Annotated in this window: 26 protein-coding genes; 16 read left to right on the top strand and 10 right to left on the bottom strand. The window is 68.4% G+C overall.

What is annotated here, in order from left to right; translation table 11 throughout:
* From WBL05_RS05110 to WBL05_RS05095, 4 genes are all read right to left on the bottom strand, one after another.
* The coding region (locus WBL05_RS05110) for an ATP-binding cassette domain-containing protein (RefSeq protein WP_424224195.1) at nt 1-254 on the bottom strand (254 nt) is incomplete at its 3' end.
* The gene (locus tag WBL05_RS05105) at nt 251-1,378 is read right to left on the bottom strand and encodes a LolA family protein (protein WP_424224193.1); all 1,128 of its coding nucleotides are present in this window, start codon (nt 1,376-1,378) and stop codon (nt 251-253) included. The genes WBL05_RS05110 and WBL05_RS05105, both read right to left, overlap by 4 nt.
* 40 nt (nt 1,379-1,418) lie before the next feature.
* On the bottom strand, nt 1,419-1,814 hold the full coding sequence (locus WBL05_RS05100) for a VOC family protein (protein ID WP_424224191.1): 396 nt from the start codon (nt 1,812-1,814) through the stop codon (nt 1,419-1,421).
* A 34-nt stretch (nt 1,815-1,848) separates the two neighbouring features.
* Complete coding sequence (locus WBL05_RS05095) at nt 1,849-3,033, bottom strand: cytochrome P450 (RefSeq protein ID WP_424224190.1); 1,185 nt, start codon at nt 3,031-3,033, stop codon at nt 1,849-1,851.
* 71 nt (nt 3,034-3,104) lie between these two features.
* Here WBL05_RS05095 and WBL05_RS05090 point away from each other — a divergent pair, with 71 nt between their 5' ends.
* The 6 genes from WBL05_RS05090 to WBL05_RS05065 all read left to right on the top strand — a co-directional run bounded on the left by WBL05_RS05090 (nt 3,105) and on the right by WBL05_RS05065 (nt 8,910).
* Entirely contained in the window at nt 3,105-3,320 is a 216-nt protein-coding gene (locus WBL05_RS05090) for a hypothetical protein (RefSeq protein WP_424224188.1), read from the top strand.
* 96 nt (nt 3,321-3,416) lie between these two features.
* Nucleotides 3,417-4,556, top strand: coding sequence for an ABC transporter substrate-binding protein (locus tag WBL05_RS05085; RefSeq protein WP_424224187.1), 1,140 nt, complete (start codon nt 3,417-3,419; stop codon nt 4,554-4,556).
* 9 nt (nt 4,557-4,565) lie between these two features.
* Nucleotides 4,566-6,386, top strand: a complete 1,821-nt coding sequence (locus WBL05_RS05080) for an ABC transporter permease (protein ID WP_424224185.1) — start codon at nt 4,566-4,568, stop codon at nt 6,384-6,386.
* Entirely contained in the window at nt 6,383-7,240 is an 858-nt protein-coding gene (locus tag WBL05_RS05075) for an ABC transporter ATP-binding protein (RefSeq protein WP_424224184.1), read from the top strand. The genes WBL05_RS05080 and WBL05_RS05075 overlap by 4 nt, the downstream gene beginning before the upstream one ends.
* The gene (locus tag WBL05_RS05070) at nt 7,233-7,988 is read left to right on the top strand and encodes an ABC transporter ATP-binding protein (RefSeq protein ID WP_424224182.1); all 756 of its coding nucleotides are present in this window, start codon (nt 7,233-7,235) and stop codon (nt 7,986-7,988) included. Before WBL05_RS05075 ends, WBL05_RS05070 begins: the two co-directional genes overlap by 8 nt.
* Nucleotides 7,972-8,910: a uroporphyrinogen decarboxylase family protein gene (locus tag WBL05_RS05065; RefSeq protein WP_424224181.1), complete on the top strand. Its 939-nt coding sequence runs from the start codon at nt 7,972-7,974 to the stop codon at nt 8,908-8,910. Before WBL05_RS05070 ends, WBL05_RS05065 begins: the two co-directional genes overlap by 17 nt.
* A 29-nt stretch (nt 8,911-8,939) precedes the next feature.
* Here the strand turns inward: WBL05_RS05065 and WBL05_RS05060 are convergent, their stop codons facing one another.
* From WBL05_RS05060 to WBL05_RS05040, 5 genes are all read right to left on the bottom strand, one after another.
* Nucleotides 8,940-9,635 carry a hypothetical protein gene (locus tag WBL05_RS05060; protein WP_424224179.1) on the bottom strand — a complete coding sequence of 232 codons (696 nt, stop codon included), beginning with the start codon at nt 9,633-9,635 and terminating at the stop codon, nt 8,940-8,942.
* 63 nt (nt 9,636-9,698) lie between these two features.
* Entirely contained in the window at nt 9,699-11,021 is a 1,323-nt protein-coding gene (locus tag WBL05_RS05055) for a M20/M25/M40 family metallo-hydrolase (protein ID WP_424224177.1), read from the bottom strand.
* Between the two features lie 24 nt (nt 11,022-11,045).
* A complete protein-coding gene (locus WBL05_RS05050) occupies nt 11,046-11,486 on the bottom strand; it encodes an OsmC family protein (protein WP_424224176.1) in 441 nt (146 codons plus the stop codon).
* Entirely contained in the window at nt 11,483-12,673 is a 1,191-nt protein-coding gene (locus WBL05_RS05045; protein WP_424224174.1) for a phosphotransferase, read from the bottom strand. The genes WBL05_RS05050 and WBL05_RS05045 overlap by 4 nt, the downstream gene beginning before the upstream one ends.
* Nucleotides 12,674-12,675: 2 nt before the next feature.
* On the bottom strand, nt 12,676-13,059 hold the full coding sequence (locus WBL05_RS05040) for a hypothetical protein (protein WP_424224172.1): 384 nt from the start codon (nt 13,057-13,059) through the stop codon (nt 12,676-12,678).
* 208 nt (nt 13,060-13,267) lie between these two features.
* Between WBL05_RS05040 and WBL05_RS05035 the strand changes: the two genes are divergently transcribed.
* On the top strand, nt 13,268-14,188 hold the full coding sequence (locus tag WBL05_RS05035) for a proteasome assembly chaperone family protein (RefSeq protein WP_424224171.1): 921 nt from the start codon (nt 13,268-13,270) through the stop codon (nt 14,186-14,188).
* A 404-nt stretch (nt 14,189-14,592) separates the two neighbouring features.
* Here the strand turns inward: WBL05_RS05035 and WBL05_RS05030 are convergent, their stop codons facing one another.
* The gene (locus WBL05_RS05030) at nt 14,593-15,342 is read right to left on the bottom strand and encodes an ROK family protein (protein ID WP_424224170.1); all 750 of its coding nucleotides are present in this window, start codon (nt 15,340-15,342) and stop codon (nt 14,593-14,595) included.
* Between the two features lie 116 nt (nt 15,343-15,458).
* Here WBL05_RS05030 and WBL05_RS05025 point away from each other — a divergent pair, with 116 nt between their 5' ends.
* From WBL05_RS05025 to WBL05_RS04985, 9 genes are all read left to right on the top strand, one after another.
* On the top strand, nt 15,459-16,661 hold the full coding sequence (locus tag WBL05_RS05025; RefSeq protein ID WP_424224168.1) for an NAD-dependent epimerase/dehydratase family protein: 1,203 nt from the start codon (nt 15,459-15,461) through the stop codon (nt 16,659-16,661).
* 12 nt (nt 16,662-16,673) lie between these two features.
* The gene (locus WBL05_RS05020) at nt 16,674-17,795 is read left to right on the top strand and encodes a glycosyltransferase (RefSeq protein WP_424224167.1); all 1,122 of its coding nucleotides are present in this window, start codon (nt 16,674-16,676) and stop codon (nt 17,793-17,795) included.
* A 116-nt stretch (nt 17,796-17,911) separates the two neighbouring features.
* The gene (locus WBL05_RS05015; protein WP_424224166.1) at nt 17,912-19,486 is read left to right on the top strand and encodes an acyl-CoA carboxylase subunit beta; all 1,575 of its coding nucleotides are present in this window, start codon (nt 17,912-17,914) and stop codon (nt 19,484-19,486) included.
* A gap of 6 nt (nt 19,487-19,492) precedes the next feature.
* Nucleotides 19,493-19,900, top strand: coding sequence for an OadG family protein (locus WBL05_RS05010; RefSeq protein ID WP_424224164.1), 408 nt, complete (start codon nt 19,493-19,495; stop codon nt 19,898-19,900).
* A gap of 2 nt (nt 19,901-19,902) precedes the next feature.
* On the top strand, nt 19,903-20,415 hold the full coding sequence (locus WBL05_RS05005) for a biotin/lipoyl-containing protein (RefSeq protein ID WP_424224163.1): 513 nt from the start codon (nt 19,903-19,905) through the stop codon (nt 20,413-20,415).
* 1 nt (nt 20,416) lies between these two features.
* Complete coding sequence (locus WBL05_RS05000; protein ID WP_424224162.1) at nt 20,417-21,547, top strand: sodium ion-translocating decarboxylase subunit beta; 1,131 nt, start codon at nt 20,417-20,419, stop codon at nt 21,545-21,547.
* Nucleotides 21,548-21,646: 99 nt separating this feature from the next.
* Nucleotides 21,647-23,182, top strand: coding sequence for an Hsp70 family protein (locus tag WBL05_RS04995; RefSeq protein WP_424224161.1), 1,536 nt, complete (start codon nt 21,647-21,649; stop codon nt 23,180-23,182).
* A gap of 52 nt (nt 23,183-23,234) precedes the next feature.
* Entirely contained in the window at nt 23,235-24,383 is a 1,149-nt protein-coding gene (locus WBL05_RS04990) for an LLM class flavin-dependent oxidoreductase (protein WP_424224160.1), read from the top strand.
* A gap of 17 nt (nt 24,384-24,400) precedes the next feature.
* The gene (locus tag WBL05_RS04985; protein WP_424224158.1) at nt 24,401-25,018 is read left to right on the top strand and encodes a CE1759 family FMN reductase; all 618 of its coding nucleotides are present in this window, start codon (nt 24,401-24,403) and stop codon (nt 25,016-25,018) included.
* Nucleotides 25,019-25,101: the final 83 nt, after the last annotated feature.

The raw sequence follows: 25,101 nt of genomic DNA, 5'->3' as shown, positions 1-25,101 counted from the left end.
CCCTCGACCAGCGAACCCACCCGGGGCAGCGCCGCCGCCACACCGTCGGGCATCGGGTGGCCCAGCACGGTGCTGCTGCCGGCGGTTGCGGAGATCAGGCCGAGCAGCATCCGCAGCGTGGTCGTCTTGCCTGAGCCGTTGGGGCCGAGGAAGCCGTAGACCGCGCCGGAGGGCACTTGGAGGTCGATGTGGTCGACGACCACCTGGCGTCCGAACTGCTTGGTCAGCCCGGACGAGCCCACCGCCAGGTTCACCGGGTGAGGGCTTCGTACAGGGCTTCCGGTTCGACGGCACCGAACGCGATCCGGCCGTCGTCGGCGAACACGACGCTGACCAGGGTGCCGTCCAGCACCGAGCCGCTGCCCCACTCCCCGCTCACCCGCGGCAGCAGGCCGGCCAGCGGGTTGCCGGCCTGGGCGTCCGGGGTCTCGGCATCGGACGCCGGAGCGTGCGGCGGGACCACGGTGACCTGCGACCAGCCCTCGCCGGTCGTCACCGGTGCGTCAGGGTTGGCCGGGACGACCTCATCGCCAGGGGTCGCCTCGTCGGTCGCGGCGTCCTCGGGCAACTGCGGACGCTGCGGCGCGGCCCGTTCGATCACCTCCGCGCCCGGTGGCGGGGTGAACTCGAAGACCGACGCGTTCGGCCTGGCGTAGTCAATCCGGTTGAAGGCGATCTCGACGGCGGGCTCGCCGGTGACGGTCGAGACGACCTCCAGCCGCAGCGGCAGCGCGGTCTCGGCGTCCACCGCCATCCGCACCTCGGCGACCCGGGTCTGCGGATCGGCTGGGGTGACAACGAGTTCGTAAGCCGACCGGCCGGCGACCCGGATGTTCTCGTCGGTGGTCACGGTGCTGTACTGCTCGAGTTCCCGCAGCACCTCCCTGGCGACCTCCTGCGGCGACTCCACCGGGAGGGGGCGATGGTCGGGACGATCAGTGGGGTCGAGTTCGGTGCGGATCGCTGTCTGCGACTGGCTCGACCAGGCCCACACCACCGAGCCGTTGCTGATCAGGTCGGACTCGGACTGGCCACGGATGATGGCGACCCGGTAGGAGTGGTCGCCGTCGTACCACAGCCGCCAGGTGTTGGTGCCCGACGCCAGCGACCACAGCGCATCCGGATTGGTGAAGTCGACCCCGGCTTCCGACGGCAGCGAGGGCAGGCCCAAGTCGTTGGTCTGCGAGACCTCGCCGCTGAACGGCACCGGGTCGGCCGACAACACCTCGGCGATGATCTGGTCGGCATCCCGGGGCGGCAGGGTCGGCTCGGCCTGGGCGCCGACGCTCAGAATGCCGGGCGCCGCCACCACCAGTCCGGCTGCGGCGGCAGGTGCGATCCAGCGCAGATTGGTTCGGCGGGCTGGCGTGGTGCTCACGCATCCAGCGTACGCGCGCCGACCAGACCGGCCATCAGACTCAGGCCGCGTCCGGGTCGGGTTGGTGGAGCCCGAAGACGTTGCCCTCGGTGTCGAGGTAGTAGCCCTGCCACGCCATCCCGGCCAGCGCCATCTTGGGCAGCGCGATCTGGCCACCGGCAGCCATGATCCGGTCGTGGTCGGCGTCGTAGTCCCCGGACGCCAGAGTGAGTACCGCACCGTTGACCGGGGCGCCCGGGCCACCACCGGGCACCGGACGGGTCAGCAGGCCGCCGTTGATCCCCGGCTCCTCGTCCGAGCCGGTGATCACGCCGTAGTACGGCGTCCCGGTGTACTGGCTGTAGTCCTCGAACTGCCAGCCGAAAACCTCGCCGTAGAACCTCCGCGCCCGATTGAGGTCTTCGCAGTGGATCTCGAAGTGGATGGGTCTGCTCATGTACCCATGGTGGCACCGCCGCCCGCGCCGGGCATCAGTCCAGGCGCCCCCGGGTTCGTTCGCTGGTCCCCCTGTTCCGCAGCACCACCGGGACGCGGTGGAACCCGCCCACTGGGGCGACCTCGCGCCTTGCCTGGTCGCCGACGGCGGGGGTGACCTGCCGCGCGGCCAGCACCTCCTGCAGGACGATCCGCAGCTCCATGGTGGCCAGCGGGCGCCCTGGGCAGACATGCGGGCCGGTGCCGTAGACGATGTTGTTCGCGGCGTTGCCGGCCGGATCGAACCGGTCGGGATCGCCGAACACCTCCTCGTCCCGGTTGGCTGACGTCCAGTGCAGCTTCACCACCGCACCTTCCGGGATGTCGGTGCCACCGACGTGGACCGGGCAGGTCGTCCTGCGCCGATTCGACACGAACGGGTCGTCGATGCGCAGGATCTCATCGATCGCGGCATCCAGGTCGGCGTCACTGATGTCGTCCCCCAGCCTGCGCTGGATCTCGGGGTTGTCGGCCAGGTAGGCGAACAGCACCCCGACGCACAACGCGATCGAGCCGAGGTCGCCGCCGGTCCAGTTGCGCAGCACCGACACCAGTTCGGTGTCAGTGAACGGGCGGCCGCTGATCGTGTCGTGCATCAGTTGAGTGGTCACGTCGTTCGGGGCCCGATCACCCATCACCCGGCGCGGCTTCAGCACCGACCGGATGATGTCGTCGAATTCCTCGGCAACCGCGGCGGTGCGGCTGCGGTCTTGCGACCTGGTGGCGGCGTGGTTGGCGCGCATCCAGTCCAGCAGCAGCGGCTCGAGCTTGGCCGGCCAGCCCAGCCAGGCGCTCTGGGCGCGGACGGCGAACTGGGCACCCAGGTCACCCACCGCGTCCACCACCACACCGACCGGGATCCTGGCCACCATCTCGCGAGCGATGTCCCGGAAGACCGGCTCGAACGGGGCGAGCGCCTGCGGTTCGAAGTAGCGGTCCAGCGTCTCGCGGGCGGCGCGGTGCTCGGCGCCGTCGAGGCCGTTGGGCACCTGCAGGTGCGCCGAGACCCGGCTGGAGTAGGTTTCGGGGTCCTGGGCGGCAGCGACCACGTCCGCATGCCGCAGCAGCACCCACTGCCCGCTGGTGTTGCGCACCACCGCGTGCTGGGGGCGCAATTCATCGGTGTACTGGCGCAGGTCGCGACCGGTGGGGTCAAGATCTTCTGGAGTGTGCTCGGTCACTGCCGCTCCTTCATTCGAAATTCAGCACAGCTTGTCCCGGATAACGGGATCATATTTGACCCTCACGCCGGATGGAACTATCTTCGAATCATCAACCGATCAACGGGAGCCAACATGCACACCACCGCGACCCTGACCGCCATGGTCTCGCCTCGCCGTGTCGTACGTTGTTGTTGCTGTCGTTGTTGCTGCTGAGCGTCGCGTCCGACCCGGTGGCAACCAGCGCAGGCATAGCCCAGGATATTTTTGGCGGCCTGCCCAAGCGCCAGCTGACGCATTTCAGTTGAGCAGATCCCATCCAGAATCACCCTTCTGATCCCGGATCGAATTAACCCGTAATTCAATTCTGTGTGCCCGGAGCAAGGGCCGTTCAAGGAATCATCATGCCCAAATTCACCCGTAATGCCGTGATCGCGGCGTCCATCTCACTGGCCCTGCTGGGCGCCGGCTGCGGCTCAGCAGTGCAGGCCGCCGACTCGTCGGACTCGCCTGCGGAGACCGTCTACTTCGGCGTCTCCGGCCCGCTCACCGGCCCCAGCGCCGAGTACGGCGTCTACTGGCAGGAAGGCTTCGACCTGGCGTTGGAGGAGATCAACGCCGACGGCGGCCTCAATGGCATCCCGCTGGAGTTGAAGTGGGAGGATTCCCAGTCCGATCCCAAGCAGTCGGTGCCGATCGCGCAGAAGTTCGTCGCCGACTCCTCGATCATCGCCGAACTCGGCGACTTCAGCTCGGGCGCATCAATGGCCGCCTCCGCCACCTACCAGCAGGGCGGATTGGTGCAATTCGGGTTCACCAACTCCAATGCCGGCTTCACCGCCGGCGGCGACCGGATGTGGTCGACCTCGCTGACCCAGCAGTACTACCAGACCCAGAGCGCCCAGCAGGTTGCCCAGGACCACCAGAAGATCTCGCTGGTCTACCTGCAATCGGACTGGGGCAAGACCTCCTACGACGCCTTCAAGGCCGAAGCCGACCGACTCGGCCTGGAGATCGCCTACGAGTCGCCGATCCAGCCCGACTCCGAGGACTACCGGCCGGTGCTGATCAAGGCCAGGGACGCCGAACCTGACGCGGTGGTGCACCTGGGCTACGGCCCCGACGGCGCCCGAGTGGTCCGCCAGTTGCGGGAGTTGGGCTACACCGGCCAGTTCTACGGTGGCCAGAACACCCCGCAGTTCCTGGAGGCGGCCGGTGAGGCGGCCGAGGGCACCATCATCAACGAGAACTTCCTGATCGGGAACACCGAACCCCGGGTGGTGGAGTTCAACGAGAAGTTCGAGGCCGAGTACGGCCACGCGCCCAGCACCTTCTCGGCCTACGCCTACGACGCCCTGCACATCCTGGCCGAGGCGGCCGAACGCGGCGGCCCCACCCGCGAGGGCGTCTTCAACGCGCTCAACGAGGGCCAGCCGTTCGGCTCGGTGCAGTTCGGCGAGTTCACCTTCAGTGACGAGCGGCGCCCCAACGACGTGCCGATCGTCCCGGTCGTGGTTCGCAACGGTCAGTACGAGAAGCTCTGAACCTGCCCCATGCTCGACACGATCATCTCGGGACTTGTCCACGGCAACGTCTACGCCCTCGTTGCCGTGGGCATCTCCCTCATCTTCGGTGTGACCAATGTGGTCAACTTCGCCCAGGGCTCGATCGTGGGCTTCGGGGCGATGCTGGGCTGGTGGTTCATCGGTGTGCTGGCCTGGCCGTGGTGGCTGGGCCTGATCGCCGTGGCCGCCGCCAGCGCCGTCATCGGGTACGTGATCAACCTCACCACCGTGCGGCCGCTGATCAAGGCGCCGCCGATCGCTGCCCTGCTGGCGACATTCGCGGCGTCCATGGTGCTGGACAACCTCAGCCAGATCATCTTCTCCCCCGACACCCGTGCCTTCCCCGAACCGCTGCCCACCGACAACATCCAGCTCGCCGGGGTGCGACTGGGCACCAGTGACCTGGTGGCCTTCGGCTTCACGCTGGTGGCGATGGTCGGGCTGTGGGGTTACCTGACCTACGGCCGCGACGGCCAGGCCATCCGGGCCACCGCAGCCGACCCGGACGCCGCCCAGCAGATGGGTATCCCGGTGGCCCGCATCCAGAACCTGTCGTTCATCCTGGCCAGCGTGCTCGGCGGGGTGGCTGGCATCTTCTTCGGCATGTTCTCCGGCGTCGTCTCACCGTTCTCGGCAGCCTTCACCGGCATCATCGGGTTCATCGCCGCCGCGATCGGCGGGCTGGGCTCGATCGTCGGGGCGGTCGCCGGCGGCTTCCTGATCGGGCTGCTGGAGGCGATCGGGGTCTACCAGTTCGGCGACGGGTTCCGCGACCTGATCATCTTCGGGCTGTTCCTGCTGGTGCTGCTGGTGCGGCCGCACGGCCTGTTCGGTGCCCGGCAGGCGCTGGCCGGCGAACCGATGACCGGCACCTTCCTGGGAGCCGGGCGTCCGATCCCGCTGACGTGGTGGCAGTGGCTGGTGTTGGCGGCGCTGGCCGCCGTCGCGGTGCCGCTGCTGGGTGGTCCGGTTCTGAGCGCGGTCGGCACCCAGGTGGCGATCTACGCGATCATGGCGGTGCCGATGACCCTGCTGGCCGGCTCCACCGGGCAGGTCTCGCTGGGCCAGGCGGCCCCGGTAGCGATCGGCGCCTACGCCTCGGCCCTGCTGGTGATGCGCCTCGAGCTGCCCTTCCTGGTGGCGCTGCTGCTGGCCGGGGTGCTGGCCGCGATGATCGCCACCTTGCTGACGCTGCCGATCTGGCGGCTGGGCGGACACTACGTCTCGCTTGCCACGCTGGCGTTGGGCTTCGTGGTGCTGGCGGTGATCCGCAACTGGGACTCGGTGACCCAGGGCGCCTACGGGCTGTCCGGTATCCCGGCCCCGAGCATCCTCGGTCAGCCGTTGCTGACCTCGCGCAGCCACTACCTGCTCGACTTGGGCCTGCTGGCCATCACCCTGGCGGTCACCCAGCGGGTCCGGGCAGCCCATCTGGGCACCGTGCTGGCCTCGGTGGGGTCGGACGAGGTGGCAGCCCGCTCGCTGGGCGTCCACACCCGCAACTACAAGGCGCTCGCCTACTCGATCTCGGCGTTCTTCGCCGGCATCGCAGGCTCGCTGCTGGCGCATCAGTACAACTACCTCGACCCGACCGTCTTCCCGATCCAGATGTCGGTGCTGGTGCTGACCATCATCGTGCTGGGCGGACTGAACTCGTCGTTCGGTGCGGTGCTCGGCGCGATCGTGCTGGTCGGGTTGCCGGAGGCGCTCAGGGTGGCACCGGACGTACGCATCCTGCTCTACGGGGTGATCATGATCGCGATGATCCGGTTCCGTCCGCAGGGCCTGTGGACCAGGAGGACAGCATGACCGAACTGGTGCTCGAAGTGCGCGACCTGCACCGCCGGTTCAGCGGGGTGCGGGCGGTGGACGGGGTTGACCTGCAGGTGCGCCGCGGCCAGACCGTCGCCATCATCGGACCGAACGGTTCCGGCAAGACCACCACGCTCAACCTGATCACTGGGACGCTGCGTCCCAACCACGGGGAGATCATCATCAACGGCCGTCCGATGGCGGCCCGGCACCCCGAGCAGGTCGCTGCGTCCGGGGTCTTCCGCACCTTCCAGAATGGCCGGGTCTTCGGCAACCTCACCGTCGCCGAGAACATCGAGGTGGGTGCTCACCTGTCGATGTCGGCCCACCGCCCGTTCAAGGGGTTCAACGACAACCCCTGGCTGGCCTGGCTGCCGATGCTGGCCGAGGTCTTCACCGCGCTGGTGCCGCTGCCGGCGGTGAGGCGGGAACGAGAGCGGGTCGGCGCGCGTGTCGACCACCAGATCGACCGGTTCGCCGAACGCCTCGGCCCGCGCCGCGACCACCTGGCGTACACCCTGAGCTACGCCAACCGGCGCCGCACCGAGATCGCCCGGACTCTGGTGCCCGAGCCCATCCTGCTGGTGCTGGACGAACCGACCGCCGGGATGAATCAGTCGGAGACCGCCGAGATGTTGACCCAGTTGCTCGAACTCAAGGCGACCGGCCAGACCATGCTGCTGGTCGAGCACAAGCTCGATCTGGTGCTGACGCTGTCCGACTGGGTGTACGTGATGGACGACGGCAAGGTGATCGCCTCCGGACCACCGGCCAGCGTCCGCAACGACCCGGCTGTGATCGAGGCCTACCTGGGCCGGCAACGCGACGAACGGGGACGCCACGATGACTGAGAACCTGCTCGAACTACGCGGGGTGTCGGTCGACTACGGGGCCGCCAGAGCACTCGACCAGGTCGACCTGGTGGTGCCGGCCGGGCGGATCGTCTCGCTGCTGGGCGGCAACGCGTCCGGCAAGTCGACCACCATGAAGGCCATCCTGGGCCTGGTCGCCCCGGCGACCGGCAGCGTTCGCTGGGACGGCACCGAGATCACCAACTGGCCGACCCCGCGCCGGATCGCGGCCGGCATCGCCTCGGTGCCGGAGGCCCGGCGGGTCTTCGGGCCGATGACGGTCGAGGAGAACCTGATGCTGGGCGCCTACACCCGCACCGACCGCGACCGCGTCCGGGACGACCTGCGAGCCCAGTACGACCGGTTCCCCCGGCTGCGTGAGCGCCGCCACCAGCAGGCCGGCACCCTGTCCGGCGGCGAGCAGCAGATGCTCGCCTTCGCCCGGGCCCTGATGAGCCGGCCGCGGCTGATCTGCATGGACGAACCCACGATGGGCCTGTCCCCGCGCCTGGTGGACGAGGTGCTCACCACCATCGCCCAACTGAACGCCGAACTCGGGGTGGCCGTCCTGATGGTCGAACAGCAGGCCGAGCTGGCACTGTCCATCGCCCACCACGGCTACGTCCTGGCCACCGGCCAGTTGATGCTCGACGGCCCGGCCGACCAGTTGCTCGACAACCCACGCGTCCAGGAGGCCTACCTGGGTCGCACCCTCACGAACGGAGACCACGATGACCAGCAAGCGTGACCGATTCCTCACCGCCGCCCGCAGCGAGCAGACCGATCGCCCTCCGGTGGGTGCGTGGATCCACTACGGCTCCAGCTTCTGGACCCCCGAGCAGGTGGCCGAGGCGCACCTGAGGTTCTACCGGCACTACGACTGGGACTACATCAAGGTGATGGACGACTTCCGGCTCGAGGTGCCCGAGGGTCTGACCGAGGTGACCGATCCGGAGCAACTCGAGCAGGTGGTGCCCGACCCGGCCGCGCCGCTGGCCAACTTCGCCAGGCAGACCGAGGTGCTGCGTATCCTGCGCGCCGAGGCGGGCGAGGCCGCCATCATCGAGACCATCTTCTCCCCCCTGCAGACGCTCGTCCGGGTGCTCGGCGCGAGCGTGGTGGAGTACTTCAAGGCCGATCCGGCGTTGGCGCACGCGACGCTGGGACGGGTGGCCGCTGCGCTGGCCCGGTACGCCGGCAACCTGGCCGGGCTGGGCGTGGACGGGGTCTTCCTAGCCGTCAACGGCGCCAGCCAGGACGCCACCAGCATGGGCATCAGCCCACGGCAGTTCCGGGACTGGGTGGCACCGTACGACCGGCAGGTCTTCGAGGCGGCCCAGGGGCTGGTCCGCATCGCGCACCTGCACGGTGAGGGCGCCGATCCCGAGTTGATCCGCGACTACCCGGTGGAGGTGCTGAGCTGGTCCGATCTGGTCTCGGCACCGACCATCGCAGCGGCGCAGGAGTCGTTCGGCTGGGTGCCGATGCTTGGTCTGGACGAGGTGAACAGCCTGTACTGGACGCCCACCCAGACCCGCGAGGCCGTGCTGGACGCGCGGCGGCAGGCGTCCGACCGGATCATCGTCGCGCCGAACTGCACCTTGCACTCCGACGGTTCGCCGCTGGTGCTGGCGGGGTTGCGGCAGTCGGTTGAGGTGCCGCTGACCTGAGCCCCGCGCTCAGACCGTGCTGGTGCGACTCAGACCGTGCTGGTGCGGCGGACCCGCAGTTGGCTGGCGTCGACGGACAGGATCTCCAGGCGGAAGCCGCGGAAGTCCGCGAGTTCGACCTCGATCCCGTCGGTGATGGCCAGCCAGCTGCCGTCAGTCTCCAGCGGCCCGTCGCCCGGCGCATCGGCCACGTTGGTGAACCTGCCGTCTTCGTGGATGACGAACCCGGCCACCGAGCGCGACAGCGGCGCCTGGTCGCGGGGCACGTAGACCTCCACACCGTCCGGCGCCCGGTCGACCGGGCCGAACCAGTCACCGAACAGTTCGGCCGGCAGTGCGTGCGGCGCGACCCGGTAGAACGCGGCCTGGGCGAACCGCTGGGACTTGACGGCGTGGAACGGGTAGACCAGGGCCCTGCCCCCCACCTCGCCGACGTCCTCGCGGTAGCGCACGTCCACGCTGCCGCCGCGGATGCCGCGGTCGTACAGCTCGATCGACTCGATGGTGACGCTGTGCGCGGTGTGTGGCCGTTCGCCCAGCGCGACCGCAGTCACCACTTCGTTCTCCCAGTCGATGTCGGCGGTGGGTGGCTCGCCGCCGAAGAAATCGGCGAAGGCTGCGGCGTCCCGGATGACGACCTCGGTGGCGACCTCGGGGCCGCCCCGGCTGCCCTCGGCGACCGTGGTGAACTCGATTGGTCTGGGATCGGGCGTGGCGGGAATCATGGGGTCTCCTCGTCGTCGCTGGTCCCAAAGATCCTAGCCGGGCGAGCTGTTCGGGGGGAGGGCTCAGCAGTCCTCCAGCAGCCGGCGCAGCACCCGGGTGCCGAAGCGCACCGCGTCGACCGGGACCCGTTCGTCGACGCCGTGGAACAGCGCCGAGAAGTCCAGATCGGGCGGCAGTTGCAGCGGGGCGAAGCCGTAGCCGGTGATGCCCAGCCGGTGCAGCCACTTGTTGTCGGTGCCGGCCGACAGGCAGTACGGCAGCAACGCGCAGCCCGGGTCCTCCGCCTCGATCGCGGCGTGCATCCTGGCCACGAAGTGCGAGTCGCGCGGGGCGTCGAGCGAGATCCCGACGTGGTCGACCAGCACCTCGACGTGCTCACCGGCCAGTTCGCCGATGGTGGCCAGCAGGAGGTCCTGGTGGCCGGGCAGGAATCGGCAGTCCAGGTGCGCGGTGGCCTCACCCGGGACCACGTTGTTCTTGTAGCCGGCGTCCAGCCGGGTGAAGTTGGCCGAATCGTGCAGGGTGGCGGCGACGAACCCCCGGGCGCCGCCGAGCAGGTCGAGGAAGCCCTCGAGGTCGTCGTCCGGCGAGGTGCCGGTGATTTCGGTGACGCCGTCGAACAGCGCCTGCACGCTGGCCACGTACTCGCGCGGCCAGCGGTGGGCGTTGATCCGCCCGATCGCCTCCGCAAGCCGGACGATGGCGTTCTCGTCGTTCGGCAGCGAACCGTGGCCGGCTCGTCCCACCGCCCGCAGCCGCAGCCAGGCCAGCCCCTTCTCCGCAGTCTGCAGCAGATAGGCCCGCCGGGTCTGGTCACTGCCTGCCACCGGCAGGGTGACCGAGTAACCGCCCACTTCGCTGATCGCCTCGGTGCATCCCCGGAACAGTTCCGGGTGGTGGGTCACCAGCCAGTCGGCGCCCAGCACCCCGCCCTGCTCCTCGTCGGCGAAGAACGCGAAGACCAGTTCGCGCGGCGGGACGATGCCCTGACTGGCGATGCGGCGCAGGTTGGCCAGGATCATGGCGTCCATCGACTTCATGTCCACCGCCCCCCGGCCCCAGATCATGCCGTCGCGCTCCTCCGCGCCGAACGGGTCGGCCGTCCAGTCAGCGGCGTTGGCCGGCACCACGTCGAGGTGGCCGTGCACGACCAGTCCGCCGCGGGCCGGATCCGCGCCGGGGACGCGGACGATGACGCTGGCGCGGCCGGGTTCGGATTCGATCAGCGTGGGCGTCAGGCCGACCTCGCGCATCTGCGCGACCACGTAATCGGCGGCCGGGCGTTCGGTCGGTCCCGATCCGTCGCCGTAGTTGGAGGTGTCGATGCGGATCAGTTCGCGGGTCAGGCGCAGTGCGTCGTCTTCGAGCCAGGTCCAGTCAGTCACCCGATCAGCCTGACACACCCCGGCTCACTCGTCGGCCGGGTTCGGCTCGCTCACCACGGAGTCGATCGGGGTGCCGGCCTCCACGGTCCGGCTGACCGTGCAGTCGCGTTCACGGGACGCCCGGACCGCCGCCGGGATGCGGGTCCGGGCGGCGTCCCCGGCCGGCCCTTCGGGGAAGCGCAGCCGGAAGGTGACGGTGAGGTCCTCGTAGTGGTTGCCGCCCTCGGTCGACTTGCGGCCGGAGGTGGTCACCTCGAACAGTTCAGGTTCGGCGCGGCGGCTGGTCATGATGTCGACGTCGACAGTCGTGCAGGCCCCGATGGCGGCGAGGAAGAGTTCACCCGGTGTGAAGGCCGCTTTACCGATGCCCACTTCGATGGTGGTGCCGCGGGAATTACGTGCCTGGTAGGACCCGCGGTCGAGCCGGACCAGGGTCACCTCGGTGTCGTCGTGCTGATCAGTCATGCCCACAGAGTGTCAGTGCTGGAGCCGGGCTCGCAGCAACCAGCTGCGAACCAGGTCGGTCGGTGCAGCGCGGTCTCCCGCGGGGCGCCACCGACCAGGCTCAGCAGGACGCCGGCGACCCTGACTCCCAACGCCCCGGGGCCGACCCGCCTGGCGAGCTCCCGGTGCCAACTCTCGAGCACCTCATTGCCCCTCGGGTAGTGCGCCGGCGACAGCTGGGGCAGCACCGCCAGGTGCGCCAGGATGCAGGCCAGGTCGTCGACCCGGCATCCGGGACCGGCGCGGTCGACGTCGATGAAGGTCACCTCCGGGTCGTGCCAGAAGATGTTGGCCTCGTAGGCATCGCCGTGGGTGGGCACCAGGTCGCCGGTCGGGAAGCGGCTGGCCAACTCGGTGATGAGGCTGGCCAGCCTGTCGATCTGCTCGGTGTGGTCGGGCAGCGCCTGGGCGGCGAGTCGGGCGTGGAACTCGGTCCGCTCGGTCCATGCCGGCTCGGCCGGTAGCCGCATCAGGTCGGCGGGCAGCCGGTCGAGTGCGTCCAGGACGTCTATCGCGTCCGGCGCCGGATTGGTCGCCCCGCGTTGGGCGGCGGACAGGTGCTCGGCGAACGGCTGGCCAGGTGCCTTGGCGAGCACCAGCACCCCGGACGGGTCGCTGTGCGCCACCTCGGGCCCGATGCCGGCCTCGGCGAACAACCGGAGCCGGGTTTCCAGCCCGGCGATCTTGTCGGGGCGGACCACCTTGGCGAACCAGGTGCGGTCGTCGGGGGTCTGGCCGGCAGTGAACTCGATCACCGCCCGGCGCAGTGGCCGGTAGACCCGCATCCGGCTGGTGGTGGACGCCCCAACTGCGGCGTCCAGCCAGTCGGGGTTGCAGGCGTTGGCCAGCCCCGGCAGCTCCGGATCGTCGGGATGGCGCCAGACCGAGATCGTCTGGTCCCCCGCCGTCACCTGCACGGCGGACGCAACCGGCGCAGTGGTGGCCACCAGGTGGTCGGTCACCTGGTCGCCGTGGACCTGGTACCAGACCCGGTAACTGACCGAGGTCTCGGCCCCGGGACGGGATTGGACCTGCTCCACCTGGTGGCCGAAACCGGGAAGCCGGCCGTGCTGCAACCCGGTCAATGCCGACTGCAGCAGGGCGCCGGCGGCCTCACCGGTCATCAAGTCGATCACCTGGGTGGGCACGGTCAGTCAACCGACTGGGCCGAGGGAGCGGAGACAGCGCTCGGGGCCGACTGGGCCGAAGGCGCCGACTGGGCGGTCGGGGCCGAGTACGCAGAAGGAGCCGAGTCAACCGTGTAGTCCTCGGTGGCCGGGGCCTGCGAGGCCGCCATGGTCTCCTGGGCGCTCGGCGCGGACGGGGCGCTGGTCTGGGTGTTGGCGCTCACCGCGGTCGGGGCGCTGTCGGTCGCATCGGCCGGGTTGGAGCTGTTCGACGAGGCCGGCAGCACGATGCCCGCACGACTCTGGTCGACCTGGCCGTCGGAGGCCAGTGCGGTGGCAGCACCACCGAGGGCAGCGACACCCAGCGCACCGGTAACGGTCCAGGCGATTATCGTCTTCTTGGTCATGTTCTTCTCCTCTGCTCGGTTTGTTCGATGTCTTCACTTAACCAACCGACGATGAGGTGGGCGTTGGCTGCAGATGAGAGATCTCTCACGCCTCTTATGAACTCTTCTGGCCCCGCGGGCGGGTGTCGTGGAATACCCGAACGGCGCGAACGCGTTATACCTTTGGCAACTCGAGCGCTTCAACCAGGCATCCAGTGGAGGTGATGACATGCTCGATCCAGCTGAACTGTTCAGCCTTTCGCCGCACCTTGAGGGTGAAGCTGGGCAGCGTGCCGATGATCGGCCCACCCTGCTGGTCACTCTCGGCAGTTACGCCGACGCCGGGCATACCCAGGCCTTGATCGACGACCACCTGCTCGATCGGCTGGCCAACCACAAGGTTGGGAACTTCGACATCGACCAGCTCTTCGACTACGCAGGCCACCGACCGCCGATCGTCTTCGAACACGACCATTTCCGGCAGTACCAGGCACCGGAGATCGCTCTGCACCGCTTGACCGACTCCGTCGGCAACGCCTTCCTGCTGCTGAGCGGCCCCGAGCCTTCGCTGCAGTGGGAGCGCATGGTGGCATCGGTGGAGCAGTTGATCCAGCGGTTCAACGTGGATCGCGTGGTCATCCTGCAGTCGATGCCGGCACCCGCGCCGCACACCCGGCCCGTGCACGTCTCGGGCTACGCCAGCGACCCCACGCTGCTGGGTGACCGGGAGGGCATACCGGGGATCTTCCAGATGGGGTCGTCGTTCACCGGGCTGCTGACCTTGCGGCTCGGCGAGCACGGCAAGGACGTCATCGGGTTGGTCGCCCACGTGCCGCACTACCTGTCCGAGACCGAGTACCCGGACGCCGCGATCGCGCTGCTCGGCCAGGCCGGCCCGGTGGCCGGTCTTGAGCTGCCGATCGACGGGCGGCTGGCCGCCTCGGCTCCGGTGACCCGGCGGCTGATCGACTCCCAGATTGCACAGTCGGTGGAGGCCCAGCAGGTCGTCGCGCGGCTGGAGGAGCAGTACGAGCAGTGGATGAACCAGCGCGCGCTCAGCCCACGGCCCGACGTGCCTACCGCTGAGCAGATCGGTGCCGAGGTGGAGGAGTTCCTTAAGGACCTCAACCGCGGCCCGGACGCCGAGTGAACGAGCACGCCGCGCCAGCTGACCTCGGGACGCTGGTCAGCGCCTCACGCTGCCCGCTGGGCACTCTCCATGCACGGGGCCGGATAGTGCACGCCTTGGAGGCTGTTTGCGTACATTTCCCGTCGCTCAGGATGGAAAGTGCACGGCGGGGCCCGTCGAGTTGCCGAGCTCATCCCGCGCTCCCCTGCCGCTGGGCACTCTCCGTGCACAGGCCCGAATAGTGCACGCCTTGGAGGCTGTTCGCGTACATCTCCCGCCGCTCACGACGGAGAGTGCACAGCCGAGCCCGTCGTGGGCCGGCCCTGGAAGCCGTTCGCGTGCATCATCGGGCGTCGGGCACGTGGCCACCCGGGCGGTCACGGGCGGGCGCCTGTCGAGCCCACCGGGCAGAATCCCAACAGTGCCTAACGGGCCAACTGCCACGCCCGGACCCCGCCGACGATGCCAGCAGAGTTGGGCACGACCACGACGTCGTCCCCGAGCAGGGCCAATGTGCTCGGTGTGATGCACCGGGCGTTCCCGCCCCCCAGGTAGACCCGGTCCCAGACGAAGACCGGCCGCAGCGACTCCACCACTCGGCGCACTCGGCGTGACCACATCGCGTTGCCCAGACGGCGACGCTCCGGCTCGCCGACGTACTCGTCGAAGGTCGTCATCCTGATCGGTCCACGAGACAGCTCGAGGTGCGGCGCCAGCCGTCCACCGTCGAAGTGGGCAGTGCCCAGCCCGGTGCCGAAGGTGAGCACCAGCTCGAGCCCGGCGCCGGTGACCAAACCGGCCCCGTGCACCTCGGCGTCGTTCAGCACCAGCGCAGGCACCCCGAACCGCTCGGACAGCGCAGCCTGGATGTCCAGTCCATGCCACGCTGCCACCAGTTCGGGCAGCACCCGGGTGCGCGGGCCGCGCTCGGTGACGTAGTGCGGGGTGGTGATCACCACCCCGTGCCGCAGCATCCCAGGCATGCCGAGGGTCAGCCGATCAGCCGGCGGGAGCCTGCTCGCCAGCCCGGCCACCAGGTAGATCAACTTGTCGGGAGCGAGCGGGTACGGGGTGGGCACCCGCACCACCGGCGCCCTCATCGTCCCGGCAGCATCGAGGACCGACGCCTTGATGCCGGAACCCCCGCAGTCTACGGTCAGCGTGGCCTGCTCCACCCAGCCAGCGTAGGCGCATCACCGCCGGTGGCGGGTGGAAGGCACAGCGCTGGGGAAGGCTACTGTGGTCACAGCCCCCACCTCGGGGTAGGAATCGGCGACGAAGAAGGAAGACCATGAAAGTTCTGGTTCTGGGCGGCGATGGCTTCTGCGGCTGGCCCGCCTCCCTCCACCTGTCGGCCCGCGGTGATGAAGTGGTGATCGTTGACAACTTCTCCAGGCGGCGCATCGACGAGGAACTGGGAGTGCAATCACTGACTCCGATCCGGTCCATGGTGGAGCGGCGCGCCGCCTGGCGGGAGGTCTCGGGACGCGACATCACCGTGGTCGAACTGGACATCGCGCAGGACTACCACGGGCTGCTTGAACTGCTGGCCACCGAGCGCCCGGACGCCATTATCCACTTCGCCGAGCAGCGGGCCGCCCCTTACTCGATGAAGTCCGCCAGGCACAAGCGGTACACCATCGACAACAACGTCAACGCCACCCACAACGTGCTCTGCGCGATCGTCGATTCCGGCCAGGACATCCACTTGGTGCACCTGGGCACGATGGGTGTCTACGGTTACGGCACCGCCGGCATGGCGATCCCCGAGGGCTACCTCGACATCCAGGTGCCCACCGATGGTGGGGTGGTCGAGACGGAGATCCTCTACCCGACCAACCCGGGGTCGATCTACCACATGACGAAGGTGCTCGACCAGACGCTGTTCGCCTACTACGCCAAGAACGACGAGCTGCGCATCACCGACCTGCACCAGGGCATCATCTGGGGCACCAACACCCGCGAGACCAGCCTGGACGAGCGGCTGATCAACCGTTTCGACTACGACGGCGACTACGGCACCGTACTCAACCGGTTCCTGATGCAATCGGCGGTGGGTTACCCGCTGACCGTGCACGGCACCGGCGGCCAGACCCGGGCGTTCATCCACATCCAGGACATGGTCCGTTGTGTCGAGATCGCCCTGGACAACCCGCCGACCGCCGGTGACCGGGTCAAGATCTTCAACCAGATGACCGAGACCCACCGGGTGCGAGACCTGGCCCAGCTGGTCGCGAAGATCACCGGGGCGTGCGTCGAGATGGTGCCGGACCCGCGCAAGGAGGCCTTCGAGAACGACCTGGTCGTCCGCAACGACAACTTCCTCGCGCTCGGGCTGAACCCGATCACCCTGAGCGAGGGCCTGCTGCGCGAGATCAACGAGACCGCCGGCCGCTACGCCGACCGGGCCGACCACTCCCGCATCCCGGCGACCTCACTGTGGACCAGGAACCAGCAGGCAGGTATCCCCGCCTCGATCGCCGGCACCAAGTAGAGCCGCACCTCGATGCGGATCGCGATCTTCACCGAGGTGTTCCTGCCCAAGATCGACGGGGTGGTCACCCGGATCCTGCGCACCCTCGACGAGTTGGCCGACCTGGGCCACGAGGTGCTCGTCTTCGCCCCCGGTGATCCCCCGCCGGTCTACGCCGGATTCGAGGTCGTGAGGGTACGCTCGGTCGCCTTCCACTGGTACCCGGAGATCAAGGTCGGCCTGCCCACCCCCCGCATCGCCGAACGGATGATCTCGTTCCGGCCGGACGTGGTGCACGCGGTCAACCCCGCCTGGCTGGCCGCCTACGGGGTGCTGTCGGCGAAGCGGCGCGACGTGCCGCTGCTGGCGTCCTACCACACCCAGTTGTCAAGCTACACCGAGAAGCTGCACCTCAACTGGTTGACCCGCCCGGCCGACTGGTGGACGACCACCCTGCACAACCAGGCCGAGGTGAACCTGTGCACCTCACCGCAGATGGTGGACGCCGCAGTCGCGCACGGCGTGCAGCGGGTCGACCTGTGGCCCAAGGCGGTCGACACCGTCAGGTACCGGCCGCAGGCGGCCACCAGACGGATGCGCCGACGGCTGACCGACGGCCACCCGGAGATGCCGCTGGCGATCTACGTCGGTCGGTTGTCCCATGAGAAGAACCTGGACGACCTGCTGGAGCCTGTGCACCGGCTGCCGAACGTGCGGTTCGCGTTCGTCGGTTCGGGGCCGGCGGCGGTGCACCTGCAGAATGCGTTCTCGGGCACGCAGACGGTCTTCACCGGGTACATGACCAGCCATGAGCTGGCCGAGGCCTACGCCAGCGCCGACATCTTCTGCTTCCCTTCCACCACCGAGACGCTCGGCTTCGCCGGGCTGGAGGCGATGGCCTCGGGAGTGCCGGTGATCGGCGCCAACGCCGGGGGCATTCCCCACCTGCTCACCGACGGTGTCGAGGGCTTCCTGGTGGAGCCGCACGACGCCGACCAGTTCGTCGACCGGATCAGCCAGCTGGCAGCCGACCCGGACCTGCGGTCCCGGATGGCGGTTGCGGCCCGGGCGGAGGCCGAACGGCACAGCTGGCGCAGTGCGACCGAGGCCTTGATCGGCTTCTACGACCTGGCGGTTTCCCGGCACCGGGGATAACTCAGGGACCTTTCATCCGGCAACGAGTTGCAGGACCGGCCGGAGCGTCCCGGCGCCTCCGTGGTAGCTTGAGCGCAGCGCTCCTAGCGCCAACTTACTGCTACAGCGAGGTGACAATGAGTGACACCGTGACGCCAGAGCAATCGTCAGATGACCTGTTGACGAAGCTGCGCCACATGCGTGAGAAGGCGGTCCAGGGAGGCGGACCCGCACGCATTGAAGCCCAACATGCGAAGGGCAAGATGACTGCCCGGGAACGGCTTTCGATCCTGCTGGACGAGGGCTCGTTCCAGGAACTCGGCGCCTTGGCGACCCACGACATAACCGACTTCGGCATGGCTGAGAAGCGCTTCCCCGGCGACGGCGTGATCACCGGATTCGGCAAGATCAACGGCCGCCGGGTTGCCGTCTACGCGCAGGACTTCACCGTTTTGGGCGGCTCGTTCAGCCAGGTACAGGCCCAGAAGATCAACAAGATCCAGGATCTCGCCCTCGAGAGCGGCATCCCGATCGTCGGCCTGAACGACTCCGGCGGCGCCCGCGTCCAGGAAGGCGTCCGCAGCCTGGCCGCCTACGGCGAGGTCTTCTCGCGCAACGTGGCGGCCTCTGGTGTGATCCCGCAGATCAGCCTGATCATGGGGCCCTGCGCCGGCGGCGCGGTCTACTCCCCCGCCCTGACCGACTTCACGATCATGGTCGACCAGACCTCCAACATGTTCCTGACCGGGCCCGAGATCGTTGCCTCGGTGACCGGCGAGCAGGTGACCGCCGAGGAACTCGGTGGCGCAGCCGTTCATGCCGGACGCAGCGGCGTCGCCCAGTTCGAGGTGAAGTCCGAGATCCAGGCCCTTGAGCTCACCAAGCTTCTGCTCAGCTACCTGCCGGCCAACACCTCCGAGGACGCCCCCAGCCTGGTCAGCGACGACTCCCCCGACCGGATGTCGGAGTCGCTGAACACCATCGTGCCGGTGGACGACCGGCAGGCGTACGACATGCGCAAGGTGCTGGACGAGATCTTCGACACCGACTCGATCCTGGAGGTGCACGAGGCGTTCGCACCCAATGCGATCGTCGCGTTCGCCCGGCTCGACGGCCGTCCGGTCGGCATAGTGGCGAACCAGCCGATGGTGATGTCGGGTGTGCTCGACATCGATTCTTCCGACAAGATCAGCCGCTTCATCCGGATCTGCGACGTCTACTCCATCCCGATCGTGACCTTCGTCGACTGCCCCGGCTACCTGCCCGGCGTCGAGCAGGAGTACAACGGCGTCATCCGGCACGGCGCGAAGATCATCTACGCCTACTGCCAGGCGACCGTCCCGAAGATCTCGGTGGTCACCCGCAAGGCCATCGGCGGGTCGTACGTGGCGCTCAGCTCCAAGCAGATGGGATCCGACGTGGCCTTCGCCTGGCCCAGCGCGCAGATCGCCGTGATGGGGCCGGACGGCGCCGCCCGACTGCTGCACGGCCGGGCCATCCGGGCCGCCGAGGATCCGGCGAAGGCCGAGGCCGAGTTCATCGCCGAGTACCGGGAGAAGTTCTTCAACCCGTACCGGGCCGCCGACATGGGCCAGATTGATGAGGTCATCGAGCCGCGTGAGACCAGGCCGCGCCTGGTGCGCGCGCTGGAGGTCCTGCAGACCAAGATCGCTACCACCGTGCCGAAGAAGCACGGGCTGTTCCCGGTGTGATGCGCCATGGCTGATATGGGATGGGGCCTGCAGATGATGCTGCTCGGCATGGGGACGGTCTTCCTCATGCTGATCGCCCTCATGGTTGTACTGATTCTGCTCGGCAAGACCGACAAGAGCCCGACCGCGCCGGCCGTTGAGGCCGCCCCGGAGGCCGAGCTCGAGAGCGGAGCAGTAGGTGAGACCGCCGCGGTCGAAGAGGACCCGAACGCCTGGATGACCATCGCCGATGCCAGTGGCCTGACCCCTGAGCAGATCGCAGCCGTCTCGGTTGCGGTGGCCGTCCACGCCGATGTCCGCCGCAAGCAGGCCGCGCCTGTCCACCGCGTCCACGCGCCCGGCTCGCGCCTTTGGGCGAGCCGCTGGGTGGCGATGGGGCGCAGTTCCCAGATGCATAACACCCAGAGGAGATGACGGTGCGTCGCTACCAGCTCACAGTCAACAACAACGAATACGAGATCGACGTCGAGGAGATCTCGGCCACCGAGTTCCAGGTGATGATCGACGGGCAGAGCGTCGAGGTGCAGTTGACCTCGCAGGCGGACGCCGCGGACGCCGTGATCACCCCGCAGATCGAGGCCGCCCGGGTGGCCGGTGAGCCGTCGATCAGCGCCGGTCAGCCCGTCCCCACCGCACCGAAGGTGCCGCAGGCGATGCGGTCGGCGAAGCCGCGCACCCCGTCCCCGGCGGTCGCCGGTGGCCAGGACCTTGCCTACTCGATGAGCGCACCGATGCCCGGGGTGATCCTGGAGATCAAGGTGAGCCCCGGCTCCCAGGTCAACAAGGGTGACGTCGTCATGGTGCTGGAGGCCATGAAGATGAAGAACGACCTGCACGCAGCCCGTACCGGCACCGTGGAGTCGATCGACGTCGCCACTGGCGAGCAGGTCAAGTACGGCCAGGTGCTGCTGCGGTTCGCGAAGGATTGACATGGATGCATCCACAATCGAAAGTCTGCTGAGCGGGTTCTTCAACCTGTCGTGGCAGGGCGGCGTCATGATTGCGGTCGGCATCCTGCTGATCTACCTGGCGATCGCCAAGGAGTACGAGCCGCTGCTACTGCTGCCCATCGGAGCTGGCTGTATCCTCGCCAACCTGCCCATCTCGATGCTGCTCGGCACCCCGGAAGAACCCGGGATGCTGCAGCTGTTCTACAACATCGGTGTCGGCAACGAGCTTTTTCCGCTGCTGATCTTCATCGGCATCGGCGCGATGACCGACTTCGGTCCCCTGCTGGAGAACCCGAAGATGGTGCTGCTGGGCGCCGCCGGTCAGTTCGGCATCTTCCTGACGCTGATCCTGGCCCTGCTGCTCGGCTTCACCCGGCCGGAGGCCGCCTCGATCGGCATCATCGGTGCCATCGACGGCCCGACGTCGATCTACGTGTCGGCGCAGCTCGCACCCCACCTGCTTGGGCCGATCACGGTGGCTGCCTACAGCTACATGTCGCTGGTGCCGATCATCATGCCGCCGGTCATGCGGTTGCTGACCAGCAAGAAGGAACGCTCCATCCGGATGCCGTACTCCTCTCGCGAGATCAGCCAGCGCACCCGGATCATTTTCCCGATCCTGGTCACGATCATCGTCGGGGTGCTGGTGCCGTTCGCGTTGCCGTTGATCGGCACCCTGATGCTGGGCAACCTGATGCGCGAGTCCAGGGTCGTCGAGCGCCTCACCGGGGCCGCCCAGAACGAGCTGAACAACATCGTCACGCTCTTCCTGGGCCTGGCGATCGGCTCGACGATGGTGGGCGAGAACTTCATCAAGACCCAGACGCTGTTCATCCTGGTGCTGGGCCTGGGCGCTTTCATCCTCGACACCGCCGCCGGCGTGCTGTTCGGCAAGCTGATGAACCTGTTCAGCGGCGGCAACTTCAACCCGCTGATCGGTGCGGCCGGTATCTCGGCGTTCCCGATGGCCGCCCGCGTGGTGCAGAGGGAGGCTGCCCGCGAGGACAACAGCAACTTCGTGCTGATGCACGCAATGGGGGCCAACGCGGCTGGTCAGGTCGCCTCCGCGATGGCCGGTGGCGTCCTGCTGGCGCTGATGGCCGGAGCCTGACAAGCCACCGATAGCACAGTCGAGTCCCACCAGGGGGCCGGGTTCCACCAGACCCGGCCCCTTCATTCGTCCTCGTCGCCGCAGGCTAGGCTGCTGCATATGCATCTCGGCATTGATTTCGGTACAACTCGCACGGTCGTCGCCTACTCGGATCGTGGGAATTTCCCGGTCGTGGCGTTCACCGACGAGGCCGGCGATGCCCACGAGTACCTGCCCGCCCAGGTGGCGTTGACCGACGACGGCCTGGTGTGCGGCTTCGCCGCCCGCGGCGCCCGCGAGCAGGGCTTCCCGGTGCTGCGGTCCATCAAGCGGGCGCTGGCCTCACCGGCGGCCAACGTCGCCACCAGGGTCAGCATCGGGGACGCCAAGGTGCGCCTGCTGGACGTCCTGGCCACCTACCTGGCCCACGTCCACTCGAGCCTGCTTGAGTCGTCCACCATCGCCCAGTTGCTGCAGGACGACCCGATCACCAGAGTCGTGGTGGCGGTGCCCGCCCACGCCAACAGCGCCCAGCGCTTCCTCACGCTGGAGGCCTTCCGGCTGGCCGGGTTCCCGGTCACGGCGATGATGAACGAGCCGTCAGCGGCCGGTTTCGAGTACACGCACCGGCTGTCCCGCACCCCGAGCGCCCGGCGCAGCCGACTGGTGGTCTACGACATGGGCGGCGGCACCTTCGACGCGTCCCTGGTCGCGATCAACGACCGCAGCCACTCGGTGCTGGGTTCGGTCGGCATCAACCGGCTGGGGGGCGACGACTTCGACATGGCGCTGGCCGACCTGGCCTGCGAGCTGGTCGGCGTCGGCTCGGACAACCTCGGCCTGGACGGCTACTTCGAGTTGCTGGACGAGGCGCAGGCGGTCAAGGAGGGTCTGTCCCCGCAGTCGCGCCGTATGGTGCTGGAGGTCTCCGACCGCTCGGTGACCGTGCCGGTCCCGACCTTCTACGACAGGGTAACCCCGCTGGTCGAGCAGTCCATCCAGGCGATGGGCCCGCTGGTCGCTGGTCTGGACGAGGGTGAGCCCGACCTCAGCGAGATCGCCGGGTTCTACCTGGTGGGCGGCGCCAGCGTGCTGCCATTGGTTCCCCGGCTGTTGCGCGAACGTTTCGGACGCCGGGTGTACCGCTCCCCCTACCCCGCGGCGTCCACGGCGATCGGTCTGGCGATCGCCGCCGATCCGGAGTCCGGGTACACCTTGTCCGACCGGCTGTCCCGCGGCTTCGGGGTGTTCCGCGAGGCCGACGAGGGCCAGCGGCTGCACTTCGACTCGATCTTCAACCGCGACCAGCAGCTGGAGACCGACACCGAGGTGCGGGTCGAGCGTCGCTACCGGGCAGCCCACAACATCGGCTGGTACCGGTTCGCCGAGTACGCCGACATGGTGGACGGCCAGCCGGCCGGCGACATCGTCCCCTATGAGGACGTCATCGTGCCGTTCACCAGCGAGCTGCAGGCCAACGGCGTCGACCTGGGCAGCGTCGAAGTGGTCCGCACCGGCGAGGCGCACTGGATCGAGGAGTCCTACCTGATTGACCGGCACGGCATCGTGAAGGTGACGATCAGCGATCTCGACACCGGGTACCGCCAGACCCACCAGTTGGGGGTCAACCACGAACAGGTTGTGCAACCGGAATAAGCCGGCACTTCAACTCGTTGCTTAGTTGAACCGTCAACCAGTTGGAGTGAAGATGAGCAACCCTGTCCAGATCGGTGTCTTCAGCGTCAGCGACATCACCACCGACCCAACCACCGGGCAGACCCCGACCGAACGTGAGCGGATCAAGGCCTCCATCGCCATCGCGAAGAAGGCCGAGGAGATCGGGCTGGATGTGTACGCGATCGGCGAGCACCACAACCCGCCGTTCTTCAGCTCGTCCCCGACCACCACGCTGGCCTACATCGCCGCGCAGACCGAACGCATCCAGCTGTCCACCGCGACCACGCTGATCACCACCAATGACCCGGTGAAGATCGCCGAGGACTTCGCCATGTTGCAGCACCTGGCCGATGGCCGGGTTGACCTGATGCTCGGCCGCGGCAACACCGGCCCGGTCTACCCCTGGTTCGGGCAGGACATCCGCAACGGCATCAACCTGGCGCTGGAGAACTACGCGCTGCTGCGCCGGCTGTGGCGCGAGACCGACGTCGACTGGGACGGCCGGTTCCGCACCCCGCTGGCCGGGTTCACCTCGACGCCGCGCCCGCTGGACGACGTCGCGCCGTTCGTCTGGCACGGCTCGATCCGCTCACCCGAGATCGCCGAGCAGGCCGCGTACTACGGTGACGGGTTCTTCCACAACAACATCTTCTGGCCGATGAGCCACACCAGCCAGATGATCGACCTGTACCGGCGCCGCTACGAGCACTACGGCCACGGCGCCTACCACCAGGCGATCGTCGGGCTGGGCGGCCAGTTCTTCATGCGACCCAACTCGCAGGACGCCTGGCGGGAGTTCCGTCCCTACTTCGACAATGCACCGGTCTACGGGCACGGGCCCAGCATGGAGGAGTTCACCTCCACCACGCCGCTGACCGTGGGCAGCCCGCAGCAGGTGCTGGAACGCACGCTGTCGTTCACCGATCACGTCGGCCACTACCAGCGCCAGCTGTTCCTGATCGACCACGCCGGCCTGCCGCTGAAGACCGTGCTGGAACAACTGGACCTGCTGGGCGGGATCCTGCCCGAGATGCGCGCCGGGTTCGCCGAGGGCCGCCCGGCCGACGTGCCGGACGCACCGACGCATGCCGCCCTGGTCGAGGTCGCCGGCGGCCCGAAGGACTCCACCGTCTACGCCGAAGGCGACGCCGTCACCGGACGCCCCGTTGAGTACCGATGAAGGAGGCACCAACAACGATGAGGATCGTCGCCATCAGCGCCGGCGCCGGTAGTCCGTCGTCCACCCGTAACCTGGCCGACCGGATTCTGGCCGAGGTCTCCGGACAACTACCCGAGGCCCAGACCGGCGTGCTGGACGTGCGGGAGCTTGGCCACGACCTGCTCACCGCAACCACGTCCGGGCTGCGCAGCGAGCGGCTCGGCTCAGCCATCCAGCAGGTTGCCGAAGCCGCCGCCATCGTCGCGGTGACACCGGTCTTCAACGGCTCCTACTCCGGGCTGTTCAAGCTCTTCTTCGACGTGCTGGACGAGGGCACGCTGGCCGAGGTGCCGGTGCTGCTGGCCGCGACCGGCGGCACCGCCCGGCACAGCCTGGCCATCGACCAAGCCATGGTGCCACTGTTCTTCTACCTGCGGGCGCGGCCGCTGCCCTGGCCGGTCTACGCTGCCACCGACGACTGGGCCGACCCGCAGGCCCTGGACGCCCGGGTCCGGCAGGCTGCCGAAGCGCTCGCCGCCCAACTGTCCGGCGGCCCGCCCAGCAGCGGACGCAACCGGGTGAGCCCGGCCGACGACTTCCAGTTGGAGAACAGCTTCGAGGAGATGTTCGCCCAACTGGCCGGCGGGAAGCCCTGACGGGTCTGGTCCGGGGTGCGGATAGGCTTGATCGGTGAGCGCACAGGACCCCCGACCCGAGGACCGCTGGCCGGACTTCATCC

This window comes from Brooklawnia sp., from assembly GCF_049651565.1.
In the GTDB taxonomy this organism is placed as follows: Bacteria; Actinomycetota; Actinomycetes; order Propionibacteriales; family Propionibacteriaceae; genus Brooklawnia.
The sequence above is the reverse complement of the archived record's forward strand: the minus strand, read 5'-3'. Positions and strand labels throughout refer to the sequence as shown.

Bases quoted from the DNA above. Each gene is read 5' to 3' on its own strand.
- WBL05_RS05100 (WP_424224191.1), bottom strand. From the start codon at position 1,814: ATGAGCAGACCCATCCACTTCGAGATCCACTGCGAAGACCTCAATCGG.
- WBL05_RS05090 (WP_424224188.1), top strand. From the start codon at position 3,105: ATGGAACTATCTTCGAATCATCAACCGATCAACGGGAGCCAACATGCA.
- WBL05_RS05085 (WP_424224187.1), top strand. From the start codon at position 3,417: ATGCCCAAATTCACCCGTAATGCCGTGATCGCGGCGTCCATCTCACTG.
- WBL05_RS05080 (WP_424224185.1), top strand. From the start codon at position 4,566: ATGCTCGACACGATCATCTCGGGACTTGTCCACGGCAACGTCTACGCC.
- WBL05_RS05075 (WP_424224184.1), top strand. From the start codon at position 6,383: ATGACCGAACTGGTGCTCGAAGTGCGCGACCTGCACCGCCGGTTCAGC.
- WBL05_RS05070 (WP_424224182.1), top strand. From the start codon at position 7,233: ATGACTGAGAACCTGCTCGAACTACGCGGGGTGTCGGTCGACTACGGG.
- WBL05_RS05065 (WP_424224181.1), top strand. From the start codon at position 7,972: ATGACCAGCAAGCGTGACCGATTCCTCACCGCCGCCCGCAGCGAGCAG.
- WBL05_RS05060 (WP_424224179.1), bottom strand. From the start codon at position 9,635: ATGATTCCCGCCACGCCCGATCCCAGACCAATCGAGTTCACCACGGTC.
- WBL05_RS05050 (WP_424224176.1), bottom strand. From the start codon at position 11,486: ATGACTGATCAGCACGACGACACCGAGGTGACCCTGGTCCGGCTCGAC.
- WBL05_RS05040 (WP_424224172.1), bottom strand. From the start codon at position 13,059: ATGACCAAGAAGACGATAATCGCCTGGACCGTTACCGGTGCGCTGGGT.
- WBL05_RS05035 (WP_424224171.1), top strand. From the start codon at position 13,268: ATGCTCGATCCAGCTGAACTGTTCAGCCTTTCGCCGCACCTTGAGGGT.
- WBL05_RS05025 (WP_424224168.1), top strand. From the start codon at position 15,459: ATGAAAGTTCTGGTTCTGGGCGGCGATGGCTTCTGCGGCTGGCCCGCC.
- WBL05_RS05020 (WP_424224167.1), top strand. From the start codon at position 16,674: ATGCGGATCGCGATCTTCACCGAGGTGTTCCTGCCCAAGATCGACGGG.
- WBL05_RS05015 (WP_424224166.1), top strand. From the start codon at position 17,912: ATGAGTGACACCGTGACGCCAGAGCAATCGTCAGATGACCTGTTGACG.
- WBL05_RS05010 (WP_424224164.1), top strand. From the start codon at position 19,493: ATGGCTGATATGGGATGGGGCCTGCAGATGATGCTGCTCGGCATGGGG.
- WBL05_RS05000 (WP_424224162.1), top strand. From the start codon at position 20,417: ATGGATGCATCCACAATCGAAAGTCTGCTGAGCGGGTTCTTCAACCTG.
- WBL05_RS04995 (WP_424224161.1), top strand. From the start codon at position 21,647: ATGCATCTCGGCATTGATTTCGGTACAACTCGCACGGTCGTCGCCTAC.
- WBL05_RS04990 (WP_424224160.1), top strand. From the start codon at position 23,235: ATGAGCAACCCTGTCCAGATCGGTGTCTTCAGCGTCAGCGACATCACC.
- WBL05_RS04985 (WP_424224158.1), top strand. From the start codon at position 24,401: ATGAGGATCGTCGCCATCAGCGCCGGCGCCGGTAGTCCGTCGTCCACC.